21 protein-coding genes are annotated in these 25,291 nt (G+C 62.9%); 10 read left to right on the forward strand and 11 right to left on the reverse strand.

Going from position 1 to position 25,291, the window contains the following annotated elements; genetic code table 11:
- Positions 1 to 485: 485 nt before the first annotated feature.
- On the forward strand, positions 486 to 1,883 hold the full coding sequence (locus tag AB1384_06020) for an NAD(P)/FAD-dependent oxidoreductase (protein MEW6553822.1): 1,398 nt from the start codon (positions 486 to 488) through the stop codon (positions 1,881 to 1,883).
- Positions 1,884 to 1,891: 8 nt separating this feature from the next.
- On the opposite strand, the gene AB1384_06025 is transcribed toward AB1384_06020, so the two are convergent.
- The 7 genes from AB1384_06025 to AB1384_06055 all read right to left on the reverse strand — a co-directional run bounded on the left by AB1384_06025 (position 1,892) and on the right by AB1384_06055 (position 8,845).
- Positions 1,892 to 3,361: a diguanylate cyclase gene (locus AB1384_06025; protein ID MEW6553823.1), complete on the reverse strand. Its 1,470-nt coding sequence runs from the start codon at positions 3,359 to 3,361 to the stop codon at positions 1,892 to 1,894.
- Between the two features lie 96 nt (positions 3,362 to 3,457).
- Positions 3,458 to 4,129, reverse strand: a complete 672-nt coding sequence (cpaB, locus tag AB1384_06030) for a Flp pilus assembly protein CpaB (protein ID MEW6553824.1) — start codon at positions 4,127 to 4,129, stop codon at positions 3,458 to 3,460.
- Positions 4,130 to 4,186: 57 nt separating this feature from the next.
- Positions 4,187 to 5,023, reverse strand: a complete 837-nt coding sequence (locus AB1384_06035) for a HesA/MoeB/ThiF family protein (GenBank protein ID MEW6553825.1) — start codon at positions 5,021 to 5,023, stop codon at positions 4,187 to 4,189.
- Positions 5,024 to 5,397: 374 nt separating this feature from the next.
- On the reverse strand, positions 5,398 to 6,447 hold the full coding sequence (locus AB1384_06040) for a nitronate monooxygenase (GenBank protein MEW6553826.1): 1,050 nt from the start codon (positions 6,445 to 6,447) through the stop codon (positions 5,398 to 5,400).
- Between the two features lie 91 nt (positions 6,448 to 6,538).
- Positions 6,539 to 7,672: a site-2 protease family protein gene (locus AB1384_06045; protein ID MEW6553827.1), complete on the reverse strand. Its 1,134-nt coding sequence runs from the start codon at positions 7,670 to 7,672 to the stop codon at positions 6,539 to 6,541.
- A 16-nt stretch (positions 7,673 to 7,688) separates the two neighbouring features.
- Positions 7,689 to 8,519, reverse strand: a complete 831-nt coding sequence (locus AB1384_06050; protein MEW6553828.1) for an S-methyl-5'-thioadenosine phosphorylase — start codon at positions 8,517 to 8,519, stop codon at positions 7,689 to 7,691.
- 29 nt (positions 8,520 to 8,548) lie between these two features.
- Entirely contained in the window at positions 8,549 to 8,845 is a 297-nt protein-coding gene (locus AB1384_06055; GenBank protein ID MEW6553829.1) for an FmdB family zinc ribbon protein, read from the reverse strand.
- Positions 8,846 to 9,096: 251 nt separating this feature from the next.
- Between AB1384_06055 and AB1384_06060 the strand changes: the two genes are divergently transcribed.
- Together AB1384_06060 and AB1384_06065 are read left to right on the forward strand one after the other, a co-directional pair.
- Complete coding sequence (locus AB1384_06060) at positions 9,097 to 9,996, forward strand: PfkB family carbohydrate kinase (protein MEW6553830.1); 900 nt, start codon at positions 9,097 to 9,099, stop codon at positions 9,994 to 9,996.
- A gap of 20 nt (positions 9,997 to 10,016) precedes the next feature.
- Positions 10,017 to 10,925, forward strand: a complete 909-nt coding sequence (locus tag AB1384_06065; GenBank protein ID MEW6553831.1) for a PH domain-containing protein — start codon at positions 10,017 to 10,019, stop codon at positions 10,923 to 10,925.
- 138 nt (positions 10,926 to 11,063) lie between these two features.
- Here AB1384_06065 and AB1384_06070 read toward each other — a convergent pair whose 3' ends face one another.
- Positions 11,064 to 11,219 (reverse strand): hypothetical protein, encoded by a 156-nt coding sequence (locus AB1384_06070; GenBank protein MEW6553832.1) that lies wholly within the window; start codon positions 11,217 to 11,219, stop codon positions 11,064 to 11,066.
- A 115-nt stretch (positions 11,220 to 11,334) separates the two neighbouring features.
- Here AB1384_06070 and AB1384_06075 point away from each other — a divergent pair, with 115 nt between their 5' ends.
- Positions 11,335 to 12,144 carry a histidinol-phosphatase HisJ family protein gene (locus AB1384_06075; protein ID MEW6553833.1) on the forward strand — a complete coding sequence of 270 codons (810 nt, stop codon included), beginning with the start codon at positions 11,335 to 11,337 and terminating at the stop codon, positions 12,142 to 12,144.
- A gap of 30 nt (positions 12,145 to 12,174) precedes the next feature.
- Here the strand turns inward: AB1384_06075 and AB1384_06080 are convergent, their stop codons facing one another.
- From AB1384_06080 to AB1384_06090, 3 genes are all read right to left on the reverse strand, one after another.
- Positions 12,175 to 12,558 (reverse strand): response regulator, encoded by a 384-nt coding sequence (locus tag AB1384_06080; protein MEW6553834.1) that lies wholly within the window; start codon positions 12,556 to 12,558, stop codon positions 12,175 to 12,177.
- A complete protein-coding gene (locus AB1384_06085; protein MEW6553835.1) occupies positions 12,545 to 14,407 on the reverse strand; it encodes an ATP-binding protein in 1,863 nt (620 codons plus the stop codon). Before AB1384_06085 ends, AB1384_06080 begins: the two co-directional genes overlap by 14 nt.
- Before the next feature lie 481 nt (positions 14,408 to 14,888).
- Positions 14,889 to 16,889 carry a VWA domain-containing protein gene (locus AB1384_06090; protein MEW6553836.1) on the reverse strand — a complete coding sequence of 667 codons (2,001 nt, stop codon included), beginning with the start codon at positions 16,887 to 16,889 and terminating at the stop codon, positions 14,889 to 14,891.
- 146 nt (positions 16,890 to 17,035) lie between these two features.
- On the opposite strand from AB1384_06090, the gene AB1384_06095 reads away from it, so the two are divergent.
- The 6 genes from AB1384_06095 (at position 17,036) to AB1384_06120 (ending at position 25,146) form a co-directional block, all read left to right on the forward strand.
- Positions 17,036 to 17,380, forward strand: coding sequence for an STAS domain-containing protein (locus AB1384_06095; GenBank protein MEW6553837.1), 345 nt, complete (start codon positions 17,036 to 17,038; stop codon positions 17,378 to 17,380).
- Positions 17,381 to 17,388: 8 nt separating this feature from the next.
- Entirely contained in the window at positions 17,389 to 19,140 is a 1,752-nt protein-coding gene (locus AB1384_06100; GenBank protein ID MEW6553838.1) for a SpoIIE family protein phosphatase, read from the forward strand.
- 215 nt (positions 19,141 to 19,355) lie between these two features.
- The gene (locus AB1384_06105) at positions 19,356 to 20,384 is read left to right on the forward strand and encodes an NlpC/P60 family protein (GenBank protein ID MEW6553839.1); all 1,029 of its coding nucleotides are present in this window, start codon (positions 19,356 to 19,358) and stop codon (positions 20,382 to 20,384) included.
- A gap of 58 nt (positions 20,385 to 20,442) precedes the next feature.
- Positions 20,443 to 21,495 carry a histone deacetylase gene (locus AB1384_06110; GenBank protein ID MEW6553840.1) on the forward strand — a complete coding sequence of 351 codons (1,053 nt, stop codon included), beginning with the start codon at positions 20,443 to 20,445 and terminating at the stop codon, positions 21,493 to 21,495.
- Positions 21,496 to 22,235: 740 nt separating this feature from the next.
- Positions 22,236 to 23,333: a type IV pilus twitching motility protein PilT gene (locus AB1384_06115; protein ID MEW6553841.1), complete on the forward strand. Its 1,098-nt coding sequence runs from the start codon at positions 22,236 to 22,238 to the stop codon at positions 23,331 to 23,333.
- Positions 23,334 to 23,427: 94 nt separating this feature from the next.
- Complete coding sequence (locus AB1384_06120; GenBank protein MEW6553842.1) at positions 23,428 to 25,146, forward strand: long-chain fatty acid--CoA ligase; 1,719 nt, start codon at positions 23,428 to 23,430, stop codon at positions 25,144 to 25,146.
- Positions 25,147 to 25,291 lie beyond the last annotated feature (145 nt).

Genomic DNA, 25,291 nt, shown 5'->3' on the forward strand with positions numbered 1-25,291 from the left:
TCTATACATAATAGCAGACGGCGAAAGCCACCTGACCGTCCCGCCGTCCCCCGTAAAGGCGACGGCGGGACGGTCATAACCGTACTCTAACCGTCGCCGCTGCGTCCGCACCGGGTACGGACGCTCTCCCGCGATGTCCGTGGAAGTCGGAGAAATATGGTATATAATGGAATATAGCTCCCTTTTTTCAAATACTGCCCTCCACCCTATTGACACTTAAAAAGAGAATGATATTATTGAAGCGTTCCGGCCAAAAAAATCGGGGGAAAACCTGAATTGAAGCGCGTTTGGGCTTGCGCGTCCGGAACGTAGGTAGGAACCCAGGATGCCGAGTAGAAAACGTCGAGCCCCTTGTTCGGCGGTCCCAAAGGTATCTTGGGTTTCTACTTTTATGCGCCGTCAGGCTGCGGGGTGATAGAGTCATAGGCCGAGGTCATGAGTGCGGGCAGGGAGAGAAGGACGACGTTATCGGCAGGAGGTGTGCGATGGCGGGCGATATCAAGGGAAAGAGAGTAGTGGTCATCGGGACCGGGATGGGAGGGTCAGCCGTCTCCGCGCTGCTGGCCAAGGAGGGAGCCGAGGTAACCGTCCTGGAGAGGAACAGTTATCCGGGGGGCAAGGCGGCTAGCTTCGAACGCGAGGGCTTCATCTACGATACCGGCGTGCACTGGCTGGCGCGCGGCAACAAGGGGCCCATGGGAGAGGTCGCTAGCATCGTGGGAACGGAGATCGAGTTCGTCACCCTGAACACGGCCATGGAATTCACCACCGGCGGGCATACCGCCGTGATAGCTCAGGACATGGAAGAGGACGAGGCACTGGACAAGCTCTTCGAACAGATCGAGGTGCTGCCCGAGAACCGCGAGGGGGCCAGGGCGCTCTTCAAGGACCTGGCACGCGAGCGCACTCCGGAGGAACTGGCAGAGCTGGACGAAGTCTCTTTCGCCGAGTACATAGCCCGCTTCGTCGAGGACGAGCAGCTCAACCGCCTGCTCGACGGCTTCACCGGCATGTACATGTGCATCTCCCGCAGGGCGGCCTCGGCGGGAGAATACATCCTCTGCTTTTCTACCCAGAGTAAACAGAAGAACCTCTGCTACCCCGTCGGTGGCATGCGGGCTGTTCCCATGGCCTACCTGGACGCCCTGCAGTCCCTGGGGGGAGAGCTGCGCTACTCAACCCCGGTGGAGCGCATCGTGGTGGAGGGCGGCGCGGTGAGGGGCGTCGAGGCCGGCGGCTTCATCCCCGCCGACATCGTCATCAGCAACAACGGTGTCAAGGAGACCATCGCCCTGGCCGGGCGGCACAATTTCCCTGACGACTACCTGGCCACCATAGACAGCATGCGCCTCTCCTTTGGAGCGGTCAGCGTGAAGTACGCGTTGGACGCCGAGGTGGTCAGGGCCCCGCTCGCCTGCTACTTCCCGGATTTCAACGACCCCGAACTGGTGGAGAGGCAGGCCGCCATCTTCGTGCCCGTGCCATCCGCCGCGGACCCGTCCCTGGCGCCCCCCGGCTGCCAGCTGGTGCTAGCCGGTTCCCTGGCGCCTCCGGGACTGGAGGAGCCTGAGGTGGCCGATGCCATCTGCAAGGAGATGCTCGACCGCATCGAGAACACCATGCATGACCTCTACCCGGGCATAGAGGACCACATCGTCTGGAAGATCCGTACCGATACCCGCTACATCGCGGATATTTCGGGAAGATGGACGGGAGAGGTCATCGGCCTGGCGCAGAACCGCCACCAGGTGGGCAAGAGGCGCCCCTCCGCCGTGTCTCCGGTGCGGGGCCTCTACTACGTGGGCGCGGACGCGGGCGGTCGTGGCGTCGGAACGGAGATGGCCGTGGACAGCGCATTGAACCTTTGGAGGACGTTGCGCTAAGACGGCCCTTATTCACGCTGGCGCACGCAGTTGCGCCCCGCCTCCTTGGCCTCGTAGAGGGCGGCGTCCGCCTTGGCCACGATATCGGAACGTTTCTCGATATCGGGAGACGGGAAAGACGTGACGCCCTGGCTGACGGTCACCTTGACCGGCCTTCCTTTTGACTGCGGAAAATCGTGGTTCTCCACCGCCATGCGGATACGGTCGGCCGTGAATACGGCGTCCTCCAGGTCCGTTTCCGGGAGGAGTATGGCGAACTCCTCCCCGCCGTAACGCGCCAGGATATCCATGGTCCTCAGGCAACCCTTGACCAGGTTGGCCATCTCCTTGAGGATCTCGTCGCCATAGAGGTGGCCATAGGTGTCGTTGATGCGCTTGAAGAAATCGATATCCAGCATGATGAGGGAGAAGGAGGAGTTGTAGCGGCTGGCGCGCTTGAACTCCTTCTCGAAGAGTTCCTGGAAGAAGCGGTGGTTGTAGATCTTGGTCAGGCCGTCCGTGATGGCCATGCGCTTCGCCCCCTCGTAGAGGCGAGCGTTGTCCAGGATCATGGTCAACTCGTTGCTGATCAGGTTGAGGATCACGGGAGCGTCGCGGCGGAAAGCCGGGTTGGGCGGTCCGGCCACGACCAGCACGCCGATGACCGTCTTGTGGGCGGTCATCGGTATATGGACGTAAGCGGGCCGGGGCTGTTTCTCATCTCCGGCCTTGACCAGGCTTTCCTGGTTGAGCACCACGCGTTCGACGAGAGAGGGGTCGGAGACCTGCCATGCGTAACCCGTGGCCACCTGGATGGTCTCCTGGGATATCTCCTCAACCATCTCGGCGGTGCACTGCTTGTTGACGTAGACGTACAGCTCCTGCTCGGCGAAGAAGAGCAGGCCGCCTGCGAAATAGCCGAAGAAGTTGTCGAGGATCTCGAAGACGGAATTGACGGTCTCGGAGAAGTCCTGAAGGGAACTGGACAGAGATGCGATATCGTTGAGGATGGTCGTCTCGTAGAGCTTGCGGTCCAGGAGGTCGGTGATCTTGTCGATGACGTAGTCCTCGGTGACCTCCTTCTTCCTCTTACGGGAGAGCTCCCTGGCCTCCTCATATGCGCCAGCCTGTGAGAGCAGCTCGTCCACCTTCTGCAGCAGGTGCTCCGGCTTGAAGCCCTTGGTAATATAGGCGTCCGCCCCCGTCTTCATCCCCCAGAACATGTCGCTCTGGTGCTCCCTGCCGGTGAGCATGATCACGGGCATCCACGAGGTGAGGGAGTCCTCCTTGAGCAGCCGGCACACCTGGTAGCCTTTGATCTTGGGCATCTCCACGTCCAGGATCATGAGATCAGGCAGGAGCGAGAAGGCCTTGACGGCGGCATCGATTCCGTCCCATGCGACGTCGACCTCATAACCGGCCTGCTCCAGTATGGAGCTGGTGACCTTGACCACCAGTTTGTTGTCGTCGGCCAGGAGGATGTGCCCCTTCGCGCCCATGCTTATCACTCCCGTACGATCGGATTGTGCGCTTGATTTATCGGCGTGGAGGCACGCGAGGTTGAACGCAAAGACATGGATGCACCGTATGATGTCTCAAGGCCCTTCGGTGGCCCTCAAGAGCAGCTCGACCCTGCCCCCTTCCTGGGCCGCGGCCAGGCGGCATGCTTCCTCGCCGGTCACCTGGAGCAGTATGCTCCCGCCCGCGTAGTCCTGAGAGGCGACCGGCCCCGCCTCGCTGCCCGCGCTGGTGGGCAGGCCGTGGACCATGATGACCTCGACGTTCTCCAGCAGGGGCGCCGCGCCTTCCCCGGTGACGGCCAGGATGTCTACGCGGCAACCCGCGTGGAGCTCCGCGGCCGGAAAGGCCACTGCGGACGCGGCGAGGGCGTAGGCGCGGAAGCCCTTGTCGAGGGCGTCCATGGTCAGGCTTCCTCCCCCCCGCGGCAGCAGCGAGCTATCGAGCAGGGGCTCGCCGGCGCTGACCGCGCAGCGCAGGGTGGAACCGGCCACCATGGCGGTATCGGTGTAGGTGCCGGGCAGCAGGTAGAGATCTGGAAAATCGATGAGGCGGAGGGACGATGGATCGAGCACTTCCCCCGCTCCCAGGTCCCTTGCCGCTACCACCAGCCCTACCAGGCGACCGCTCTCGGCGATTCGCGAGCGCAGTCCCTGCAGGTAGGCCAGGAGGCTGAGGGCGGCGAGCAGCGCCGCCACCACCGAGACGATCAGGTAGAAGCGTGACGAGCGGTACGGGAGCTTGCGCATGAGAGGTCCTTTCCCGGTGTGCCGCACTATACGTGCGGTGGATGATATCGGCCTGTCTTACCTCAAGGGGATGAACTGATAGAGGTTGGCGGCGGTGTCCAGCAGCAGGAAACCGTGGCGCAGCAGTTCTCCCCCGCAGACGACCTTCACCGCCTCCTGCGCCTGCAGCGAGGCGATGAGGGCGGGAGTGGTGGGAGGGTTGCCCTCCAGTGCCTCCACCCCCCGGTCCCCGCTATCCGAGTAGAGGGCTCTAAGGCCGGGGTCGCCGGGGAAAATGGTCATGACCTGACCCGAGTTACCGGCGATGGCACCGTGCACCAGGGGGATCGCGAGCTGCGCGCACCCTTCCTCAAGGGCCAGGCGGGAGGTGACGTTGTCGAGTGCATCGATGACCAGGTCGGCTCCGCCGAAGACCTCGGTGACGTCCGCGGGGCCGACGAAGCGGTGATGCGCGGTCACCTCCAGGGAGGGGTTTATCTCCAACACCCGCTCCGCCGCCACCACCGCCTTGGCCCTGCCCAGGGTGGACTCCGTACACAGGAGCTGCCGGTTGAGGTTGTCCTCCCCGAACACGTCCCCGTCCACCAGGATGAGCTTTCCCACCCCGACGCGGGCCAACATCTCGACGATAAAACCCCCCAGGCCGCCGAGGCCGCATATTCCCATGCAGGAGCGGAGAAGCCTTATCTGGCCCTCCATGGCAACGGTGCCGATGTTGCGGGCGTAGCGGACGGGAACGATGCCGCCCTCCAGCGCGGCCACCTCCACTTCCAGGGCCCGCAGCCCGTTCTCGTCCGCCATGCGCCTGGTGTCATCGAGGCTCAGAAAAAGGGCCCCGTCATCCCCCTTGGGTCGTGATGCCGCCCTGATGGCGGCGAGAAGCTCATCGCTCATGGAAGAATTATATAACATACAAAACATATATACAAGAGGTTGTTGAGTCTATTCCTTCGCCCGGTCATGGCCGCAGGCGCGAAAAATCAGGAGCAACGCCACGTCTTTTAGCCCGTCGGTCCTGGCACCCCGCTCCGTCTTTTCCCCGCAGGGTGTGGCCGGCAAGGTGTTCAAGGCTGTTGGCGTGGCCGTGCCGTCATCAGCCCAGGAAGCCAAACCTAATGCCACGGCCCTTTTCTGAGGGTGAATTATGTACTTCTAGCTGGGAGTTTGAAAAATCAACTGTTGAAGATGAGTTATGACTAACCTATGTTCCTTCCAGCAAAAAGGGGCCAGGAGTTGTCCCGGCCCCGCTGCTACGTAAGTGTCGTCTCTCAGCCCTTCGCCATCTTGGCGAGACCCTCCATCACTTCCTCCGCTTCCTTGACCGTCCTCTCGATGACTTCCCTGACGGTGGGGATGTCGTGCATCAGGCCGGTGACCTGTCCCACCGGCAACACGCCGTGCTCGGTGTCGCCCTTCTCGGTCGCGACGCGGATCTGTTTGAAGGCGTTGGCCATGAATGCCAGCTGGCGGGCGTTCTCCCAGCCTGAGGCCAGCACGCCCACGAACAGCTTGTAATATGGGAGCTTGAGCATCTGGGCGATGGAACGCGAGTTGGGGATGGCCCTCAGGTAGTCCAAGGGGGTGAGGCCGTGTTTGATCGCCTTGCGCGCCGCCGGAGTGTCCAGCACCCGGCACCAAAGCCCGTCGAAATTCTTGGAGAAGAGGGTGTCGTAGACGTCCTTCTCCAGCGAGAGCTGCTTGTAGTTCTCGTGCAGCGGGCTCTCCACAGTGGTCATCAGGCGGGTGCCCATGGCCACGCCGCCGGCACCGAGGGCCAGGGCGGCCGCCAGGCCCCTGCCGTCTCCGACGCCGCCAGCCGCGATGACCGGGATATCCAGGCCGGAAGCGAGGCTCGGCACCAGGCAGAAGGTGGTGACCTCCTCGCCGTGGGCGGCCGCCTCGTTGCCGGTGGCGATGACGCCGTCGCAGCCGTAATCCTGGGCCCGCTTGGCGTGGCGGAGGTTGGTCACCGTGGCCAGAACCTTCCCGCCGTACTCGTGGGCCATCTGCACGATCCAGTCACCCTTCCCGAGTGAGAAGTTGAGTACCGGTATCTTCTCCTCCAGCAGCACCACCGCGTTCTGCGCCGCGCCCGGAAAGAGCAGGGAGACGTTGGCACCGAAGGGCTTGTCGGTCAGCGAGCGTATCTCCTTCACCGCGGCCCTGGTCTCCTCGGCGTCGAGCACGCCGGTGGCGAGCAGGCCCAGTCCCCCCGCCTCCGATACCGCGGCCACCATCTTGGGAACGCTGATCCAGCTCATGCCGGACAGCAGGATGGGGTGCTCTATCCCCAGGATCTCCGTGACGCTTGTCTTCATGCGACGCTCCTTCCTCTCATCCGGATATGGTCCCTCGGACCTCCCTCGTGCGGCAAACCACGACATATTATATCCCAAGCCCGGTCCTAATTCATTCGCGGGAGGGTTTGGCCATACGCCGCGCGTCATCGAGCAGGAGCACCCCGACCAGGCGGCCGTCCTCCACCACCCACAGGAACTGCCTGCCCGAGCGCTCCATGAGCAGCATGGCCTCGAAGAGGGGCATGTCGGTGGTGACGGCATCGCCCTCTCCGAGCGGGCGGGCTACCCGGGCAACCGGCGTATTGGGCCAGCTGCCGGGGTCCACGGACCGCAGTTCCGCCATGCCCACGGTCGCAGCCAGCCGGCCCTGCCTCAACACCGGGATGGTGCTCGCGGGCGACCTCTCCAGGTGGGTACGGTAGGCTTCCTCCAGGGTGGCGGAGGAGTCCAGGGCGGGCACACCCGTGCGCATCAGCCCCCGGACGTCGGTGCTCCCCAGGGAGACGCGGGCCTGCACCTGGCGGAAGCTGCTGAAGGCAGCCTGGATGAGGAAGGTCCCCACCAGGATGAACCAGACGCTCGCGAAGAGCAGGTCGTAAGTGGTCTGGAAGAAGTCGACGACCAGCAGGGCCACGCCGCCAAGGACGAGCACCGCCCCTACCGCCTCCCCCAGGCGGCTGGCGGCGCGGGTACTCCTCTCCAGGTCGCTCCAGTGGTACCAGAGCAGCGACCGGAGTATCCTGCCGCCGTCGAGGGGAAAACCAGGGATGAGGTTGAAGGTCCCCAGGCCGAAGTTGACCAGGGCCAGGAGCATGAAGCCGGAAGCGACCGTGCCGGCTCCAAGGCCGCGCGCAATGTAGAGGGCGAGGCCGAAGAGCAGGCAGAGCCCGTAGGAGCACAAGGGTCCCGCCACGGCCATCTTGAACTCCACCCCGGGCGAGGGCACGTCGCGGTCCATCTGGGCTACCCCGCCGAAGACGAAGAGGGTGATGCGCCTGATGGGGATGCCGTTGCGGTTGGCGACCAGGGAGTGCGAGAACTCGTGCACCAGCACGGAGAGGAAGAAGAGGAAGGTGGTAACCACGGCGATGGGGATGTAGGAAGCCGGCTGGGCGTCGGTGTTGAGCTGGAAGAACTGCACCACCACCCAGAGGATGAGGAAGAAGACGATGAACCAGCTCCAGTGGAGGTAGACCGATATGTCTCGGAAGCTCGCGATACGGAAGCCTTTGCGGGGGATCACCGCACGCGTCTCGGTCCTAGAAGTGTTCCACGATCTCGATGGGGCTGATGGTAGCCTCTTCGAGCATGGACGGACAATCGCAGGAGACGTCCCCGGCGATGGCCGGCAGCATCTCTTTGAGCAGGAGCAGCATCTTCTCGTTGTTCTCCTTGAAGACCCGTCCGACCTCGTCGGCCGTGACCGATTTTACCCCTTCTTCGTCCGCGATCCATACGTCCCAGTCGGTGACCAGCGAGATGTTCAGGTAGCACATCCCGGCTTCCCTGGCCAGCACCACCTCGGGATACTGGGTCATGTTGATCACGTCCCATCCCTGGGAGTGATACCATTTGCTCTCCGCGCGGGTGCTGAAACGGGGCCCGTGGATGATCACCGCCGTGCCGCCGTTGCGGCAGTCGATGCCGAGCTCCGCGGCCGTACGCGCGCATATCTCGCGCATGCCGGGGCAGTATGGGTCCGCGCAGCTTATATGCACGGCGGCGGGCCCGTCGTAGAAGGTGCATTCCTGCCGCGAGGTGCGGTCCACGAACTGGTCGCAGAGGACGAAGGAACCCGGGGGGATATCGCGTTGCAGCGAGCCGCAGGCGCCGGGCGAGATCAGGCGTTCCACCCCGAACTCGCGCATGCCCCAGATGTTGGCGCGGTAGTTGATGCGGTGGGGCGGATACTGGTGGTGCCGGCCGTGGCGGGGCAGGAACACGACGCGCACGCCGCCAAGCTCTCCCACGGTGAAGCGGTCGCTGGGGACCCCGTACGGGGTATGCACGGCGTAGCTGCTGGCGCTCTCCAGTAGGGAATAGAAGCCGGATCCTCCGAAGATGCCGATCTTCACCTCAGGCAGTTTCATGTGACCCCCGATCCAGGACCCGTGGCCGCTCAGTCCCCGCCGCTCTTCTCGGCGACCTTCTCCTTCTTTTCCGGGCCTTTCTCCTTGACCTTCTCGAGCTCTTTCTCTATCTTCTCGGGGCCCTGCTTCTCGCCCCCGTTGCCCGAGGATGAGGAACGGTAATCGGTCTTATAGAAACCGGAGCCCTTGAAGATGATGCCCACGGGATGGAAGAGGCGCCTGACCCTTCCCCCACACCTGGGGCACTCCTCAATGGCCTCCTCGACGCCGTGGGTGGTCTCGAACACGTCGCTGCAGTCCTCGCATTTGTAGTCGTATCTCGGCATTTCCATTCACCTCTATCGTCGGTTATCCCATGCAGCCCCGTCCTTGACCGGTCACATCAGACCAACCCGGAAAAGGGCTCGTAGTCTAAAAATATACATTCTATTCCTTCTTTCATCAACATTACCACCCCCGTCCCCGCCTTGCCCTGATGCCGGTTAGCCGCGCCGCGGGGCCGACCGGCCGATTGTCCGCGTGGCCTGGAGGCGAGGTTTTTATCCTGCTAGAATAGCGTAAAAAGAGGGAGGTACCCATGAGCATCCTGGTCGTCGGCTCCGTGGCCCTGGATTCCATCCGCACGCCCTTCGGGGAGGTAGAGGATATCCTGGGGGGCTCGGCGACCCACTTCAGCGTGGCGGCGTCTTTCTTCAGCCAGGTGCGCCTGGTGGCGGTGGTCGGGGAGGACTTCCCGCCCGGGCACGTCGACTTCCTGGCCTCGCGCGATATAGACCTAAGGGGCCTGAAGAGGGTCCCGGGGAAGACCTTCCGCTGGAAGGGATATTACGAGTTCGACTTGAACGACGCCCATACCGTTGATACTCAGCTCAACGTCTTCGAGGACTTCGACCCGGACATCCCGGAGGAGTACCGGGACTCGGAGTACGTCTTCCTGGCCAACATACACCCCGCGCTGCAGCTCAAGGTGCTGGAGCAGATGCGCTCACCCCGCCTGGTCGCCTGCGACACCATGAACTTCTGGATCGAGAGCCAGCGCCAGGCGCTACTGGAGACCATAGCGCGCGTGGACTACCTGCTCCTCAACGACTCCGAGGCTAGACAGCTCGCCGACGAGCCCAACCTGGTGGCCGCGGGGAGGAAATTGCTGACCATGGGGCCGCGCAGGGTGATCATCAAGAAGGGAGAACACGGTGTGATCATGCTCGGAAAGGGCGTGTTCTTCTCCCTTCCCGCCTACCCCCTGGAGACCGTCTTCGACCCCACGGGCGCGGGGGACTCCTTCGGGGGTGGCTTCCTGGGCTCCCTGTCCCGTTACCCGGCTATGAGCGAGGACGAGGTCCGCCGCTCCATCGTCTACGGCAGCGTCGTGGCCTCGTTCAACGTGGAGTCGTTCTCGTGCGACCGCCTGCGCGGACTGACCATGGGAGAGATCGAGGACAGATACCGTGAGTTTTCGTCCATCACCTGTTTTTGAATAGTGGAAGGAGGGGGGACATGGCCGAGCAGTATCACAAGAAGCTCATCGAGCCCGGTGAGGTGGTCATCTTCGACAAGAGGCATTCCCTGTGGGAGATCTGGAGGAACTTCATCATCGGGGCAGGGGCCATCGTCGCGCTCATCCTGCTGCAGACGAAGTTCAAGCCGGGTCCATCGGACGGGACGAACTGGGGCTACATCATCCTCATCAGCGCCATGGCCCTGTTCGTGGTCCTCGTGTACGGGGCCTGGCCCATGTTCAAGCGGCGCAGGCTGCCCGAGAGGCACTTCTTCCTGCCGGTGCTGTTCATGGTCCTCGCGGCGGCAGGGTGGGGGGCCCTGATGTGGTTCCGCAACGACGAGGACTTTGCCAGCATCTGGAGCACCGTGGTCTGGATCGCTTTCGTGGTGGTAATCATCGGATGGCTCATCTACCCCATTTTCGCGTGGTTCTTCGCCCATTTCGTCCTCACCGACAGGCGCCTCATACTCTCCCAGGGCATAATCAATAAGAGCACCATGGCCATGCCCCTCGAGATGCTGAACGACGTCAGGACCAGCCAGAACGCCTGGGAGCGCATCTTCAATTACGGCGACGTGGTGATAGAGACCGCGGGGGAGTTCGGCCAGCAGCCCTTCACCAACATCGGCCACCCCCTGGAGGTCAAGAAGCAGATCTTCGAGCAGAGAAAAGCCCTCGAGGAGCAACAGGAGACGATGCGGGGCAAGGAGATCGCCCACGAGATGGCCACGGCCATGCAGACGCAGGCGCCCGTGGCGCCACCCGCGCCCGCACCCGCGGCGACGGATACCAGCGTGGTGGAGCGCCTGGAGAAGCTCTCCGAGCTGCACGCCTCCGGAGCCCTCAGCGACGCAGAGTTCCAGAGGGCCAAGGCGGAACTGCTGGAGATGGACCAGGAGGAATAAGCACCTTCCGTGTCAAGCGTCCCGCTGCTGTTATCCGGGAAGGCGCATACAGTAAGGACAGAGGGGCAGCCCGAAACGGCTGCCCCTCCTCGGTTGAGAATATCCTAGCGGTTCACGTGACCGGGATCGACCGCGTGATCAGTCCGCGAGCTTCTTGGAGAGTTTGTCCACCTTCTTCTGGGCCTTGGCGCCCGTCTTGTCGAGCTTGGCGATGCTCTTCTCCAGCTTGGCCTTCTTCGCCTCCGTCTTCTCCACGGTCTTCTCCGCCTTCTTCAGCTTGCTAGCCTTTCCCATTCCCTGCGTCCTCCTTTCGCTAAACCGGATTCATATGCCACGTACCAAAGAAGTATAGCATTTCTGGTTCTTAACCTGAACAATAAGGGAAGTATATCTGCTATGCTCTTTACTGATGAGAGCTCTGGAACTGGTGGATTATCACATGCACACCGCCCGCTGCGGGCATGCCGTGGGGCGGCTGGAGGATTACGCCGCGAGGGCGGTTGAACTGGGCCTGCGCGAGATAGGGTTCTCGGACCACCTGCCCCTGCTGCACACAGAGGACCCGACTCTGTCCATGGCCCTGGACGAACTGCCCCTTTACGTGAGGGAAGTGGATGAGTTGCGTGCCGCCTTCCCCGCCCTCCCCATCCGCCTGGGCATAGAGGTCGACTACCTCCCGGAGACCGCGCCGAGATTGCTGGAGCTGTTGGACGCCCACCCTTTCGACTACGTCCTGGGGTCCCTGCATTTCCTGGATGGATGGGCGTTCGACGATCCCCGCAACCTGGGCGGCTACGAGGGGCGCGACCTCCTCGCCCTTTGGGAGAGGTACTTCGACCTCCTCGGCGAGGCGGCGGAAAGCCGGCTGTTCGATGTCCTCGCCCACCCGGACCTTATCAAGAAGTTCGGGTTCCGCCCCGAGGAGGACGTTCGCCACCTTCATGAGAGGTGCCTTGACCGCATCGCCGCCTGTGGCGTGGCCGTGGAGGTGAGCACCGCGGGGCTGCGCAAACCGGCGCGGGAGATATACCCGGACGAGGGGTTCCTGCGCGAGTGCCGGGAGCGGGGCATCGCGGTGACCTTGGGCTCGGACGCCCACCACCCCCGCGAGGTCGGCCAGGACTTCGAGCAGGCCCTCTCGCTGCTACGGCGGGTGGGGTACGAGGAGATCGCCCTCTTCAACCGACGTGCGAGGGGTACTTTGCGGCTTCCTGCTTGAAGTGGGGGCAAGAGGGGTGTGCGGCCGGGCCTATCCGCCCGATCCCGCGGAGAGGACCTCCATGGTTATCCGTTCCACCTGGTCTTTGGTGAAGGGTTTTTCCAGGTAGTCATCGACACCTTCCCGCCTCGCCTGCGCGATGGTCTGCGGAGATGAATAGGCGGTCATCAGGATTATCTTGATCCCCGGGTGCTCGCCCTTGATGATGCGCGCCAGCTCGATCCCGTCTATCTTGGGCATACGGATGTCGGCGAGGATGATATCCGGGGGGTCCTTCTTGACCATTTCGATGGCCTCGGCGCCGTCCTTGGCCTCGTGTACGGAGAACCCCGCCCTCTCCAACCAGCGCGAGACGAGGTGGCGGACCCCCTCGTTGTCATCGACTATGAGAAGCTTGGCGTCAATCCCGTTCATGGCTGACTCCCCGTGTTGGAAGCTTTAGGATGAAGGTGGTTCCCAGGTCCTGCTGAGAGCGTACATCTATGTCGCCGCCGATGTCTAGAAGGATTTTCTGCACGATGGACAGGCCGAGGCCGGTGCCCCCGTCCTTGGTGGTGAAGAAGGGCTCGAAAACGGAGGGCATGATCTCGGGTTTTATGCCCCTCCCGGTGTCCTCCACGCGCATCTCCACGAACCCGTTGCCCGTGTAATGAGCGCGCACGGTGATCATGCCTCCCTGGGGCATGGCCTGCATGGAGTTCTCCAGAAGATTGAAGAGGATATGCCGCATGTTGTCCCGGCTCAGCATCACCGGCGGCAGGCCTTCCTCGAAATCCCGCAGTATCTTCACGTTGTCCTGCTCGTGGGTGCGCTGGAAGTCGGTTATCAGCTCGGGGATACTCGTCTGCAGCACCAGCGCCGCCTCCTCGCCAACGGGGAAGGGGGACTTGCTGAAGGTCAGCATGCCCGATATCCACTGATTACTCAGGATGGCCTCGTGCTGGATCATGGTCAGGAGGTGTTTTCGGTCGGGGTCACTCTCATCATCCACGAGTTCGTCGGCCAGCCCGATGATGGCGAAGAGCGGGTTCTTCACCTCGTGCGCGATCTTGGCGGCCATCTGTCCCAGTATGGAGAGGTGGTCCTGCTGCCGCAGCCTCCCCTCCATCTCCTTCATCGCCGAGATGTCCATGAAGACGATGGCGGCGCCCATGCGCTCCCCATTCGAGCGGTGGAGGGGAAAAGCGTTGAAGTTGATGGTGACCTTCCTGCTCTCCGGCCCGGTGATGGTCATCTCGTGGCGGCGGAACACGCGGTCCTCCTCCATGCTCAAGCGCAAGACGGGCTTGAGGAAGGAGAGGGAACGGAACTTCTCCACCTCCTCCACCATGTCCTCGTAATTGACCCCGATGACCTCCTTGGCCGCTATGCCCAGGATGGAGGACGCTTCGTTATTGAAGTAGATGGTGTCACCCTCGTTGTTTATGACCATGACCCCGGCGAGCATCTCCTGGATGAAATGCTCGGTATATTCCTGCGTGTCCGACAGCCATTCCAGGGTCTTCTGGCTCTGCTGGTAGAGGTCCACGTTGATCATGGCCACGGCCAGCTCGTGGCAGAGGCTGGAGAGCAACATGATCTCGTCTGACTTGTATTCGTGTTCCTCGAAGGAGGCGGTGACCGCTATCCCCACCATCTGCCCCTTGGCTTTGAGCGGCATGATTATCTGAGACCGCGGGCTCTTCCCCTCAGTGTAGGTGTCCCCCGCCTTGGGGTCCTCCGGCAGGTTCTTGCGGATGACCATCTGGCCGTTCTGGAAGGCCTTGCCAACCGCGCCCTGTCCCACCTGGATCTTGAGGCCGCGCACCGCTTTCTCCTGGAAGCCGCGGTGCGACAGCACCTGCAGGTAGTTGAGGTTCTCGTCCGGCACCAGGACCACGCCGATGCCGGAATTGGTAAGGGTAAGCATCACCCCCAGGATGTTGGCCACCAGTTCCTCCAGGTCGAGGGTGGAGGAGACCGCGCTTACCGCATCGGCCAGGATACCGAACCGGAGGTTGAGGTCGGTTATCTCGTCTATATATCCCTTGTTCTGCTCACGGAAATGCCACCACTCCAGGGTCAGGTAGATCCCCAGGGCGACCAGGCAGGCGCCCAGTATGCACTCCACGATAATGCTGAGGGGAGAGGAGAGCACCAGGGAGACGGCTATCATGCCTCCCACCAGTATGGCGATGGTGACGGCCAGCGAGACGAGATAACCGATGGGCTTGCGCGACATCTTCTCCCCGGCGTCGTGATCGGTCCCCCGCTTTTCTTTCATGGCAAACCTCTATAGGAGAGCCCGCCAGCCGGGCTCTCCAGCCGTCCCATCTATTCCCTACTCCCTCTTTATCGGCAGGAAAACCACGCCTTTTAGCGGTTTATCCGACCCACTGGACATGGGATGGATAACCCAAAGCCCAGCAGATAAAAACGGTTCTGAAAAAGCGAGGAGCCCGATAAGTGAATACATGACCAAGAAAAGTGCATATTCACGATGGAACAGCGCGTCTCGAGGAACGCCCCCGCGTGGGAAATGGCCATGGCAACATAAATCCGATCCGGGTTTCGTCAACGAAAACGAACCCGGACGTCGCGGTGCCCGGGCAGAAACGTCAGCGCTGCCACCCTCGCTCCGTTACCCGCTGTTCTGGCGCACATGGCTGCGTGGATTGCGTCGCGTAAGCGACAGCGGCACCCGCAGGGTGGCGCGGCGGTGCCTGCGCCTTACTGTTTCCGGATGTTAAGGTCTGAGCCCGGACTCAGAGATGCCTGTTCAAATGGTCCAGCATGTCCTCGGGCTGCAGGCCGGCCAGGTGATGGTATTCCGCACCCATGGCGTCCGCGATGCGGCGGGCATGCGAGGGCACCGTGCGCCCCGCCTTGTTGCGGGACGCCCCCGGGGAGGTGTCGAAGACCAGGCAGGGAAGGTTCTGCGCGTGGATCTTCTCCGCGAGCTCCAGGCTCTCGCGCAGCGGGTTGTCGGAAGCGTAGCCGACATTGCCGTGCCCGTCCGTGATCAGTACCAGCAGCGGCCCTATGTCCGGGTCCCGCCTCAGCTCCCGCCTTGCCACCAGAAGTCCCATGGCCAGGCCGTGGTTGAGGGGGGTCGCCCCGCCCGTGGTCAGGTCCTTGATGCGCAGGTTCGCCAGTTGGACGCTGGAGGTCGGATTGAGGACGAGCTGGGCGCCCTCGTCTCGGAAGGATATCAGGCCGACGCGGTCACGCTTCTGGTAAGCGTCCACGAGCAACTGGGTCACCACCTTCTTGGTGGTCTCGATGCGCTCCTGGCAGCCCATGGATGCACTTGCATCCAGGATGAAGAGGATGAGGTTACCGACCTTCCGCCTTTTGATGGAGGCGCGCAGGTCCTCCTTGCGGACGCCCCACGGCTGGTCGCTCCCCGCCGTCCTGGCGGCGGCGGCACGCAGGGTCGGGCCGGTGGCCAGGTTGCCGGAGTTGACCTCCTCGTCGGGGCGCGGAAGGCGGTACCCGACCTTGCGCCCTTCCCCCGTCTCCGTGATCGCGCTGCTCCTGCTGCCGTTAGCCCTGCGGTTCACCCTGGTCTCCAGTCCCTGCAGTGGCGGCGTCTCGATCTCCCGGCTGGAAACCGCCGCACACCTCTCTTCAGGTGGGGCGGCAGGTCGGCTCTCCTCCGCCACGTTTCCCGCCAGGGGCGCCGCCGCATTCATGGCCGGCCGGTTGTCCTGCAGGGGGATATCGATCAACCTGCCCTTGCGCTCAATGATGCGCTCCAGGCGTTCCATGCCCTTGAACTGGTCGTCGAAGGGCGTTCTTCTGAGCCGGTGCACCAGGGCCATCTCCGCGGCCTCGCGGATGTGGTCGTCGTCGATGTCCTTCTTGCCCTGCAGCGCGGCCAGGGCCCGGGCCGCCTGGCAGGTGGCGATGTCGGCGCGGTGTCCGCACACCTCCAGTTCCACGGCGATGCGGGCCACCAGTTCCATGATGGCATCGGACAGCTCGATCTCCGGCAGCATCCGCCGCGCGCGCAGCACCTCGCCGCGTAATGTCTCCTGCATGGCGTCGAAGGAAGCGCGGAAGAGCCTGGGGTCGGCGAGGAAGCGCTGGCGGCGGCGTATCACCTCGATGCGGTCTTCGCTGGCCTTCTCGCCCTGTACCTCCACGCACAGGCCGAAGCGGTCCTCGAGCTGGGGGCGCAGCTCGCCCTCCTCGGGGTTCATGGTGCCGATCATGATGAACGAGGAGGGGTGGGAGAACGAGACCCCCTCGCGCTCCACCACGTTGACCCCCATTGCCGCGGCGTCCAGCAGGATGTCTACGATATGGTCGTCGAGGAGGTTGACCTCATCGACGTAGAGCAGCGAGCGGTTGGCGTCGGCGAGTATGCCCGCCTCGAAATCCTTCACCCCTTCCCTTACCGCCTTTTCCAGGTCAAGGGACCCGACTACACGGTCCTCGCTGGCGTTCAGGGGAAGAGTCACGAAGCGCATGGGCCTGGTGAGGACGGGTAGCGGCTGTCCCGCCTCCCAGCTCGCGCGGCACGTTTCACACATCTCTTCCGGGTTGTGGGGATCGCAGGAGAAGGTACACCCGGCTACGGTATCGATCTCCGGGAGCAGGTCCGCCAGGGCGCGTGCGGCGGTGGACTTTCCCGTGCCCCGCTCGCCCTTGATCAGCAGTCCGCCGATGCCGGGGTCGACGGCGTTGATGAGCAGCGCCCGTTTCATTTTCGCCTGCCCCACGATGGCAGAGAACGGATAGAGGAAAAAGCCCTGTTTCATACAGCCGCCCTTCCGTCTTTTTAATACAATATATAGTAATTTTTTCAGCTAATCAACACCATATATAGTCATTTAAATGACGGCGAGGTTGTGCCGATACCTTCATTGTCGCAGTTAATCCAGGTGCTCGGAGAGGAGGTAGGTTCATGGAGATAGCGGTGTCACGTGCCGGAGACATGCAGGAGATCGCCGTCGTGAAAGTATCGGGGGTGGTCGACTCCGAAACGGTGGAGCTGTTCGGAGAGACCGTCGAGGGGGTCTTCAAGGAGAACTGCTACAACATCATCCTGGATATCGATGGACTGACCTACATCAACACCGCGGGATTGAGCATCATCGCCGACGCCTACAAAAAATCGAGCCAGAACAAAGGGGGGCTGAAGATCCTGAGGGCTGGCGACGCCATCAAGGAACTCCTCGACGTGGTGAGATTCACCAAGATCATCGGCATCTACGAGAACGAAGAGGAGGCCATCGGGAGCTTCAGGTGAGCACCGATATGTTAGACGGGTTGCAGGGAGAAGCGAGGAATCCATCACAAGGAGCCATACCTAACGGAGACCTCTTCCGTATAGGTCGCATGCTGGCCACCACCCTCAGCCTGACCACGCGCCTTGACCGTGTCGTGGAGCAGGCCATAGAGCTGCTAGAGGCGGACCGCGGGAGCATCATGCTCGTTGACGATGAATCCCGTGAGCTCGTGGTCAGGGCTTCCCGCGGCCTGGATTCGGCGCTCGATTTCCGCGTGCCCATGGGCGAGGGCATCGCGGGATGGGTGGCCTCCCGCGGTGAACCCCTGGTGCTGCAGGACGTGGTCTCGGACCGCCGTTTCGTGGGCACCGATCCCAGCATCAAGAGCGCGCTGGCGGTGCCCCTGCGCGCGGACGGGAGGGTCATCGGGGTCCTCAACATCTCCAACACCGCCCGCAAGCGCCGCTTCAACCACTCCGACCTTGACCACCTGAGTTCTTTCGCGGACATGGCGGCGGTGGCCATCGAGAACGCACGGCTCTACCAGGCGCTCCGTAAGGACCAGGAGCACCTGGAGAAAGAGTTGCTCATGGCCAGCCGCATCCAGCGCTCCATCATCTCCACCCACGTGCCGTGTGCGTCCATGCGCATGGTGTCCCGGTTGATGCCGGCATCCGCGGTTGGCGGAGACTTCTTCAGCGTCATCCCGCTGGACCGCGATTCGCGCTTCTGCTTCTACTGCTCGTCCGAGACGCAGGACCGCTGCCAGAGGCTGCGCACCCAGTTCTGCCCCAACAAGTTCGGCGTGATGATCGGAGACGTGGCCAACAAGGGCATGCCGGCGGCGCTGATCATGTCCGTGCTGACCACCATACTCTACGAGGTGGGAAGGCACCATATCTCGCCCCGCACCATACTGGGGGAGGCCAACGCCGCCTTCCGGCGTTTCTTCAACGAGTCGCAGTACGGCTTCGCGACCCTCTTCTATGCCTTCTACGACAACAGCGATAACACCCTCACCTACGTGAAGGCGGGGCACGAGCCGCCCCTGCTGCTGCGCGGGAAGGGCGGCGAGTTCGACTACCTCGAGGGGGAGGGGTTTCCCATCGGGCTCATGGAGGACGGCAAGTACCAGGAGAAGACGGTGAAACTGGAGCGTGGAGACCGCATACTCCTCTATACCGACGGCCTTACGGGAGCCCTCAACACCAAGGGGGAAGTGCTGGGCAGGAAGAGACTGGTGGAGCTGGTGAGGTCCCTTGCCGGGCAGGACATAGAGGCCTTCATCGACGCCCTGGCCGATGAGATCATGCTCTTCTCCGGCGATGCCCCCCAACCGGACGATATCGCCGTGATGGTCCTGGAGCTGGAAGACCTGTACGACCTGACCATGACCGTGGGGACCGACGTGCTGCAGATCCGTTACGTCATCAACAGCGTGCTGGAGACGCTGCAGGGGTTCGAGGGCCTGAAGGACCCTATCACCCTGCGCCTGTGCCTGGAGGAGCTGCTGCATAACGCCATGGAGCACGGCAACCGCTGCGATGTCTCGAAGAAGGTATATATCACGGTCAAGTCCGAACCACTGCGCGCCACCATCCGCGTCCGCGACGAGGGCGAGGGGTTCGATTTCGCCCGCATCATGGATTCCGGCGGCGAAGTGCCGGATGTCCTCTCGGAGCGGGGGCGCGGACTGCTCATCGTGCGGCACTACTCCGATGAGCTGCGCTTTAACCGGGAAGGAAACGAGGCGACACTGGTCTTCAGCGTCGACCGCTGAGGCCGGACCGGCTCTTCATGTGGCCAGGCGGGCCCGGGCCAGGCCCCAGCGCATAGCCGGAGATAGGGTGGAACAAAACGCCACATGCCCCGTCCAAGCAACCAAAACCAAAAAGGGTATGCTATCATTTAGCATGAATTATCCGTTATGAGGATAGTTTCCCGGTGTGGGCCGGGGACTTGGCCCGGGCCCGGGGACCATATATGGAGGCGGTTATGGCCAGGAAGACGGTAGCGGCGGCGTTGAGCGCCATGCTCATCGCGATGCTGCTCATGATGAGCGGGTCGGTGTATGCCGATCCCGTGCAGGACAAGAAGAGCGAACTGGACAGGATAAAGAGCGAGGTCCAGAGGATAGACGCCCAGCTGGAGGCGGTGACGGAGCAGTACAACCTGACCAGCCTCCGGGTGGAGCAGGCCCGGGACCGCATCGCCGCCAAGGAGCAGCAACTGGCCGAGCTCAACGCCGAGCTGGAGCAGAGAAAGGACATCCTGGGGGATCGCCTGCGGGAGATCTACAAGTCCGGCAACGCGGACATATTAGAGGTCATCACCGAGTGCAAGAGCGTCGACGATCTGTACACCAACCTCGACCGCGCCCAGCGCATCGGCGGCGGCGACGTGGATATCATCGCTTCGGTGCTGGCCTCGCGCGAGGAGATCGAGGCCGCCAAGGCCGGGATAGAGGCCGAGAAGGCCGAACTGGACGCGGCGGTATCTCAACTGGCCGCCCAGAAGAACCAGATCGAGGCCGACCTGGCGCGCAGGCAGAGCGTGATGAGCGGGGTCGAGGCCGAGGTAAACGCCCTCATCGCCCAGGAGGCGAACCAGGCCGTCGCCACCCCCAGGCAGAACCGGGTGACCACCCCCCGTACTCCCCCTCCTCCCCCGCCGCCGTACGCCTCGGCCGTGGTGCAGGTGGCCTACGCGCAGCTGGGGAAGCCTTACCAGTACGCGGGCTCGGGGCCGAACGTCTTCGACTGCTCGGGGCTGGTCATGTACTGTTACGCCCAGGTGGGGGTCAGCCTGCCGCACAGTTCGTACATGCAGGCGCGCTGCGGGACCCCGGTCTCGTACGCGGACCTGCAGCAGGGCGACCTGGTCTTCTTCCACGGTTACGGGCACGTAGGCATGTACATCGGCGGCGGTCAGTATATCCACGCTCCCCAGACCGGGGACGTGGTGCGCATCGCCAACCTGGGAGTGCGCAGAGATTTCTGCGGCGCGGTCCGTATAAACTACTGAACGGAGGCTTGAGGCGACAAGCCTCAGACAGGCCGCCAGCGGCCACCGGGGGTCCGACATGAGCACTACCGCCGTTTTCTACGATCCCATCTACATGGAGCACGATACCGGCTATGGCCATCCCGAGCGTCCCGAGCGGCTGCAGACGACCATGCAGATGCTCGAGGGGGTAGGGCTTACGGAACAGGTCCGCATCATCTCCCCCCGCGACGCCAGCGTCGAGGAGATAGGGCTGGTGCATCCCAAGAGCCACATCGAGAAGGTGAAGAGGGTGGCCGAGTCCGGGGGCGGTTGGCTGGATCCCGATACCCACGTCGGCGCACGTTCCTACGACGCCGCGCTCAAGTCGGCAGGCGCGGTGCTGGAGGGGATGGAACGGATCTTCTCGGGCGACATCGACAACGCCTTCTGCCTGGTGCGTCCGCCGGGCCATCACGCCACCGCGGAGCGCGGCATGGGGTTCTGCATCTTCAACAACAACGCCATCGCGGCCAGGTTCGCCATACAGGAGTTCGGCGTATCGAGGGTGTTCATCCTCGACTGGGACGCCCATCACGGCAATGGCCTGCAGGACATCTTCTACGATGACGACAAGGTCCTCTACGTCTCGCTTCACCAGTATCCCCATTATCCCGGCACCGGGAGTACCGGCGAGGTGGGGATCGGCGCCGGCGAGGGCTACACGGTCAATTTCCCCCTGCCGGCGCGCAGCGGGGAGGAGATCTACCTGGCGGCTTTCGACCAGGTGATCTTGCCCATCGCCCGCGCTTACCAGCCGGAGCTGGTGCTCATCTCCGCCGGTTACGACGGCCACTTCAGCGACCTGCTCTGTTCAATGCTGCTGCGCGGAAGCTCTTACGCGGAGATGGCCATACGCCTCAAGGAACTGGCCGAGGAGTCCTGCGGCGGCAAGATGATGGCGGCGCTCGAGGGCGGATACAACCTCGTGGGCATCGCCATATCCATCACCGACACCATCGCGGTCATGGCGGGCGTGGATATACGTGTCGACGAGGACATCGACAGCGAGACCATACATCCCTCGTCCCGGAGGGGCATGGAGATCGTGGAGTCCACCCGGGAAGCCCTCTCCGACTATTGGTCGCTCTGAGCAGTTTTTCCCGCCCGAGGCAATATGTGTTCGGGCTTGAGTGCATATACGGCCCGAGCCTCCAGGTAACGGTCCCGCTCGCAAAGCCTCACGGAGACCGACCTGGTAGTTCTCGGGCAAGTGGTTGCGCAGATGGGAGCCGCCCGAACACCGCACATCCCCGGGCTGGGGGCAGCGCAGACGATCGCCCAAAGCAACCCAGTCGAGATCGGGCTGGGGTTTTTGTATAGGCGACACCCGGGCCGTTCAGGCTCTCTATCAGCCACTTCTATGCACGGTATGGTTGCTCCGACCGACCCAGTAGTTCCTGGGCTGGCAGCAGAGCAGATGCAGGCTCCGACCGACCTGGTAGTTCTCGGGCGAGTGGCAGCGCAGACGGGAGACGCCCGAACACCGCGCGTCCCCGGGCTGCGGTTTTTGTGTTTGGCCCGGGGCATCATGTGCTCGGGCTTGAGCGCATATGCGGCCCGAGCCTCCAGGTAACGGTCCCGCTCGCAAAGCCTCACGGAGACCGACCTGGTAGTTCTCGGGCGAGTGGCAGCGCAGACGGGAGACGCCCGAACACCGCGCGTCCCCGGGCTGCGGTTTTTGTATAGGCGACACCCGGGCCGATTCCTGATGTTACAAGCCGCAACTATGCCCGGGGGCGCTCTGACCGGCTTCGACAGGGCTTCTGTGGTATATTTAATGTGCTGTAGTGGTGCTGTGGACCAACGACGAAATGCTGCTGGAGGGTGATTATGGACGTCCAGAATCTGCTGCAATACATGGTCGACAAGCAGGCTTCGGACCTGCACATCAAGGCGGGCGGCCCTCCATATTTCCGAGTTGACGGACAGCTGGTCAAGCCGGACTTCCCCCGCCTCTCACCCACGGACACCGTGGAAGCGGCCTATGCCCTCATGAACGAGAAGCAGGCGAAGAAGTTCGCGGAGCAGAACGAGGTCGATTTCGCCTACAGCATAGCGGGGCTGGGCAGGTTCCGCGCCAACATCTTCAAGCAGAGGGGAACGGTGGGCATCGCCATCCGGCGGGTCCTGACCACCTCGGTGCCGACCTTCGAGGAATTGGGGCTGCCTCCCGTGCTCCGCCGTCTTGCCATGGAGAGGCGCGGCCTCATCCTGGTGACCGGCCCTGCGGGTTCCGGCAAGACCACCACCCTGGCGGCGATAATCGACCACATCAACACCACCGAACAGGTGAACATCATCACCATCGAGGACCCCATCGAGGTGCTGCACGTGGACAAGAAGAGCATCGTGCACCAGAGAGAGATCGGTACCGACACGGACGGATACGAAGACGCACTCAAATACGTCACTCGCCAGGACCCCGACGTCATCCTCATCGGGGAGATGAGGGACCCGGAGACGGTAACGGCGGCCATGAGCGTGGCCATGACCGGCCACCTCGTCCTCTCCACCTTCCACACCATAGATACCACCGAGACGGTCAACCGCATCATCGATTTCTTCCCGCCTCAACAGCAGAAGCAGATACGCCTGACCCTGGCCAGCGTGCTCAAGGGGGTCATCTCCCAACGTCTGCTGTCCCTCAAGGACCACAGCGGCCGCGTCCCTGCGGTGGAGGTCTTCGTGATGACCGGGCGCATGGCCGAGGCGCTCATCGGCGAGGAGCCGACCACGGTCATGCGGGAGATCATCGCGGAGGGCGAGTTCTATGGCATGCAGACCTTCGACCAGTCCCTGGTGGACCTGTACAGATATGGCCTGGTGGACTTCAAGACGGCCGTTTCGGCTTCGACCAGCCCGCACGACTTCAGCCTGGCAGTCAAGCAGCTAGGCCTGGAGGTAGAGGAAGACCTCCTCTCCAAGTAGACCAGCGGCCGCATCCCGCCCGGCCATGAGTTCAAAGACCCCGGGGCTCCGCGCCCGGGTCTACGTAACCGCAAGCAACCAAGGAGGGAGTAGTATGGAAAAGATCTGGCTGGATAACTATCCCGCCGGGGTTCCGAAGGAAGTGGAGCTGCCCGACATCAGCCTGGGGCAGATGTTGGAGCAGTCTGCGGCGAAATATCCCGGCAACGTGGCCGTGGTCTTCATAAACAACAAGATCACCTACGCCCAGCTTGACGAGATGGCCAACCGTTTCGCCAGCGTGCTCGAGAAACTGGGGGTGCGAAAGGGCGACCGCGTCGCCCTGCACATGCCCAACACCCCCCAGCTGGTCTTCGCCTACTACGGCACGGTGAAGCTGGGCGCGGTAGCGGTGATGTTCAACCCGCTGTACTCCCCGCGCGAGATAGAACACCAGCTGCGTGACTCGGGCGCGAAGGTCATGCTCATCCTCGACCTGATGTGGCCCATGGTCAAGGCCGCACTGGAGGGCGCGAAACCCGACCACCTCATAGTCACCCACGTCAAGGATTACCTCAAGTTCCCACTCAACCTGCTACAGCCCATCAAGGCGAAGAAGGAGGGGACCTTCGTCGAGGTGGACATGGACGCGTCGTCACATGGCCTGGAGGGGATGCACGAACTGAGGGAGATGATGGCGCAGGCATCGACCCGGAGGCCCGCGGTGGAGATCGACCCGGCGGAGGACCTGGCGGTGTTCCAGTACACCGGGGGCACCACCGGCGTCTCCAAGGGCGCCATGCTCACCCACCGCAACCTGGTCTCCAACGTTCACCAGTGCCTGGCGTGGTTCCCCGACGTCAAGCTGGGCAAGGAGGTCATCCTCTGCACCCTGCCGTTTTTCCACTCCTACGGTATGACCGTGGACATGAACTTCGGTGTCCTCTCCGGCTCTTCCCTGGTGCTCATACCCAACCCGCGTGACCTGCATATGGTGCTCAAGGCCATCGTCAAGCACCGGCCTACGCTCTTCCCGGGAGTCCCGGCCATGTATATAGCCCTCATCAACAACCCCGACGTCCAGAGCGGGAAGATGGACGTGACCTCCATCCGCGCCTGCCTCTCCGGTGCCGCGCCGCTGCCGGTGGAGGTGCAGCAGGAGTTCGAGCGGCTCACCGGGGGCAAACTGGTGGAGGGTTACGGCCTGTCGGAGTCTAGCCCGGTCACCCATGCCAACCCCCTGGAGGGGATACGCAAGGCGGGAAGCATCGGCATGCCGGTCCCCAACACCGAGGTTAAGATAGTCGATGTCGAGGACCGCACGAAGGAACTGCCCCCGGGCGAGATCGGAGAGCTGGCCGTCAAGGGCCCACAGGTGATGAAGGGATACTGGAACATGCCCGAGGAGACCGAGAACGTCATGGACGGGGAGGGCTGGCTGTACACCGGCGATATCGCCAGCGTCGATGACGCGGGGTTCTTCTATATCGTGGACCGCAAGAAGGACATGATCATCGCCTCGGGATACAATATCTACCCTCGTGACGTGGAGGAGGTCATCTTCGAGCATCCCAAAGTGGAGGACGTGGCCGTGGCGGGCGTCCCGGACCCCAGGCGCGGCGAGACGGTGAAGGCCTACGTCGTGTTGAAGCAGGGGGAGACCGCGACCGAGGAGGAGATCATCGAGTTCTGCCGCGACAAGATGTCCAAGTACAAGGTGCCGACGGCGGTGGAGTTCCGCGCCGAACTCCCCAAGACCATGGTGGGGAAGGTATTGCGGCGGGTGCTGGTCGAAGAGGAGAAGAAGAAGCTGGCGGAGACGAAGGCGGAGTAGGCGGGGCCGGGTATCCTTCCGGGCGTCGAGGCCCGGCACCCGTGCGTCAGGTCTCGATTCCCGGCCGCACCGGACGATGGTTTATAATCTGACCATGTCCGGATTCAGATCACGCGCAGTCGTGCCATCAGCGGTCCTCTTTGCG

The sequence above is a fragment of the Actinomycetota bacterium genome (genome assembly GCA_040757835.1).
Taxonomy (GTDB): Bacteria; Actinomycetota; Geothermincolia; order Geothermincolales; family RBG-13-55-18; genus SURF-21.

Coding starts and splice junctions, on each gene's coding strand:
- AB1384_06020 (MEW6553822.1), top strand. CDS start 486: ATGGCGGGCGATATCAAGGGAAAGAGAGTAGTGGTCATCGGGACCGGG.
- AB1384_06025 (MEW6553823.1), bottom strand. CDS start 3,361: ATGGGCGCGAAGGGGCACATCCTCCTGGCCGACGACAACAAACTGGTG.
- cpaB (MEW6553824.1), bottom strand. CDS start 4,129: ATGCGCAAGCTCCCGTACCGCTCGTCACGCTTCTACCTGATCGTCTCG.
- AB1384_06035 (MEW6553825.1), bottom strand. CDS start 5,023: ATGAGCGATGAGCTTCTCGCCGCCATCAGGGCGGCATCACGACCCAAG.
- AB1384_06040 (MEW6553826.1), bottom strand. CDS start 6,447: ATGAAGACAAGCGTCACGGAGATCCTGGGGATAGAGCACCCCATCCTG.
- AB1384_06050 (MEW6553828.1), bottom strand. CDS start 8,519: ATGAAACTGCCTGAGGTGAAGATCGGCATCTTCGGAGGATCCGGCTTC.
- AB1384_06055 (MEW6553829.1), bottom strand. CDS start 8,845: ATGCCGAGATACGACTACAAATGCGAGGACTGCAGCGACGTGTTCGAG.
- AB1384_06060 (MEW6553830.1), top strand. CDS start 9,097: ATGAGCATCCTGGTCGTCGGCTCCGTGGCCCTGGATTCCATCCGCACG.
- AB1384_06065 (MEW6553831.1), top strand. CDS start 10,017: ATGGCCGAGCAGTATCACAAGAAGCTCATCGAGCCCGGTGAGGTGGTC.
- AB1384_06070 (MEW6553832.1), bottom strand. CDS start 11,219: ATGGGAAAGGCTAGCAAGCTGAAGAAGGCGGAGAAGACCGTGGAGAAG.
- AB1384_06075 (MEW6553833.1), top strand. CDS start 11,335: ATGAGAGCTCTGGAACTGGTGGATTATCACATGCACACCGCCCGCTGC.
- AB1384_06080 (MEW6553834.1), bottom strand. CDS start 12,558: ATGAACGGGATTGACGCCAAGCTTCTCATAGTCGATGACAACGAGGGG.
- AB1384_06085 (MEW6553835.1), bottom strand. CDS start 14,407: ATGAAAGAAAAGCGGGGGACCGATCACGACGCCGGGGAGAAGATGTCG.
- AB1384_06090 (MEW6553836.1), bottom strand. CDS start 16,889: ATGAAACAGGGCTTTTTCCTCTATCCGTTCTCTGCCATCGTGGGGCAG.
- AB1384_06095 (MEW6553837.1), top strand. CDS start 17,036: ATGGAGATAGCGGTGTCACGTGCCGGAGACATGCAGGAGATCGCCGTC.
- AB1384_06100 (MEW6553838.1), top strand. CDS start 17,389: ATGTTAGACGGGTTGCAGGGAGAAGCGAGGAATCCATCACAAGGAGCC.
- AB1384_06105 (MEW6553839.1), top strand. CDS start 19,356: ATGGCCAGGAAGACGGTAGCGGCGGCGTTGAGCGCCATGCTCATCGCG.
- AB1384_06110 (MEW6553840.1), top strand. CDS start 20,443: ATGAGCACTACCGCCGTTTTCTACGATCCCATCTACATGGAGCACGAT.
- AB1384_06115 (MEW6553841.1), top strand. CDS start 22,236: ATGGACGTCCAGAATCTGCTGCAATACATGGTCGACAAGCAGGCTTCG.
- AB1384_06120 (MEW6553842.1), top strand. CDS start 23,428: ATGGAAAAGATCTGGCTGGATAACTATCCCGCCGGGGTTCCGAAGGAA.